1 protein-coding gene and 1 pseudogene are annotated in these 1,208 nt (G+C 72.5%); one reads left to right on the top strand and one right to left on the bottom strand.

The genetic code is table 11. The features are described 5' to 3' along the window. Positions 1-840 (top strand): peroxidase family protein (locus GT354_RS04205; RefSeq protein WP_346011838.1); only part of this gene is annotated, 840 nt, incomplete at its 5' end. Between the two features lie 131 nt (positions 841-971). On the opposite strand, the pseudogene GT354_RS04200 reads toward GT354_RS04205, so the two are convergent. Continuing rightward, positions 972-1,208: pseudogene (locus GT354_RS04200) on the bottom strand (2-dehydro-3-deoxyphosphogluconate aldolase); the annotation flags it as partial.

Here is a 1,208-nt window from a genome sequence, read left to right as displayed (position 1 = left end):
GTCCTGGCCTCGGGCCTGTCGGTGTCTCGGCTGGTCTCCGTCGCGTGGGCGTCGGCCGCGTCCTTCCGCGGCAGCGACAAGCGCGGCGGCGCCAACGGTGCGCGCGTTCGGCTCCAGCCGCAGAACGGGTGGGAGGCCAACGACCCGGACGAGCTGGCGACCGTACTGCGCACCCTGGAGGGCATCCAGGAGGCGTTCAACGCCGCCCGGACCGACGACAAGCGCATCTCGCTCGCCGACCTGATCGTGCTCGCCGGTGGCGCCGCGGTCGAACAGGCCGCCAAGACCGCCGGGTTCGACATCCGGGTCCCCTTCACGGCGGGCCGTGTGGACGCGGCGCAGGAGCAGACCGACGTGGAGTCGTTCAGCGCCCTGGAGCCGACCGCAGACGGCTTCCGCAACTACCTCGGCAAGGGCAACCGGCTGCCCGCCGAGTACCTGTTGATCGACCGGGCCAACCTGCTGACCCTGAGCGCCCCCGAGATGACGGTCCTCGTCGGCGGTCTGCGCGTTCTGGGCGCCAACCACGGGCAGTCGTCGCACGGCGTGTTCACCACTGCCCCCGGGTCGTTGACCAACGACTTCTTCGTCAACCTGCTCGACCTGGGCACGACCTGGACGTCCACGTCCGAGGACGCGAGCGCGTTCGAGGGCCGCGACGCGGCGACGGGCGAGGTCAGGTGGACCGGCAGCCGGGTCGACCTCCTCTTCGGGTCGAACTCCGAACTGCGGGCCGTCGCCGAGGTCTACGCGAGCGACGACGCCAAGGAGAAGTTCGTCCACGACTTCGTCGCGGCATGGGACAAGGTGATGAACCTGGACCGGTTCGACGTCGCCTGATCGCGACGCACGGCGTCCGGGTCGGCCCTTGGCGGCCGACCCGGACGTGAGGTGCGCGGCGACGGTGCGCGTCGTCGACGGGGGAACGCGGCGCGACCCGGCCCACCCCCGGATGCGGGCGCCCGAGGCAACTAGGCCAGGGCCGCCAGGAGTTCGGCCACCCGGGAGGTCGCCTCCGATGGGGTGCCCGCGGTCAGGGAGGCGCCCATGCCCACGGCGATCGCGCCTGCCGCGATCCAGTCCGGAGCCTGGGCGGGCGTGATGCCGCCGGTGGGGACGAAGGGGATCTGGGGCAGGGCCGCGCGCATGTCGCGCAAGGACGCGGGGGTCCACTGGCTCGCGGGGAAGAGCTTGACCGCGTCCGCGCC

Source organism: Streptomyces sp. SID3343, from assembly GCF_009865215.1.
In the GTDB taxonomy this organism is placed as follows: Bacteria; Actinomycetota; Actinomycetes; order Streptomycetales; family Streptomycetaceae; genus Embleya.
The sequence above is the reverse complement of the archived record's forward strand: the minus strand, read 5'-3'. Positions and strand labels throughout refer to the sequence as shown.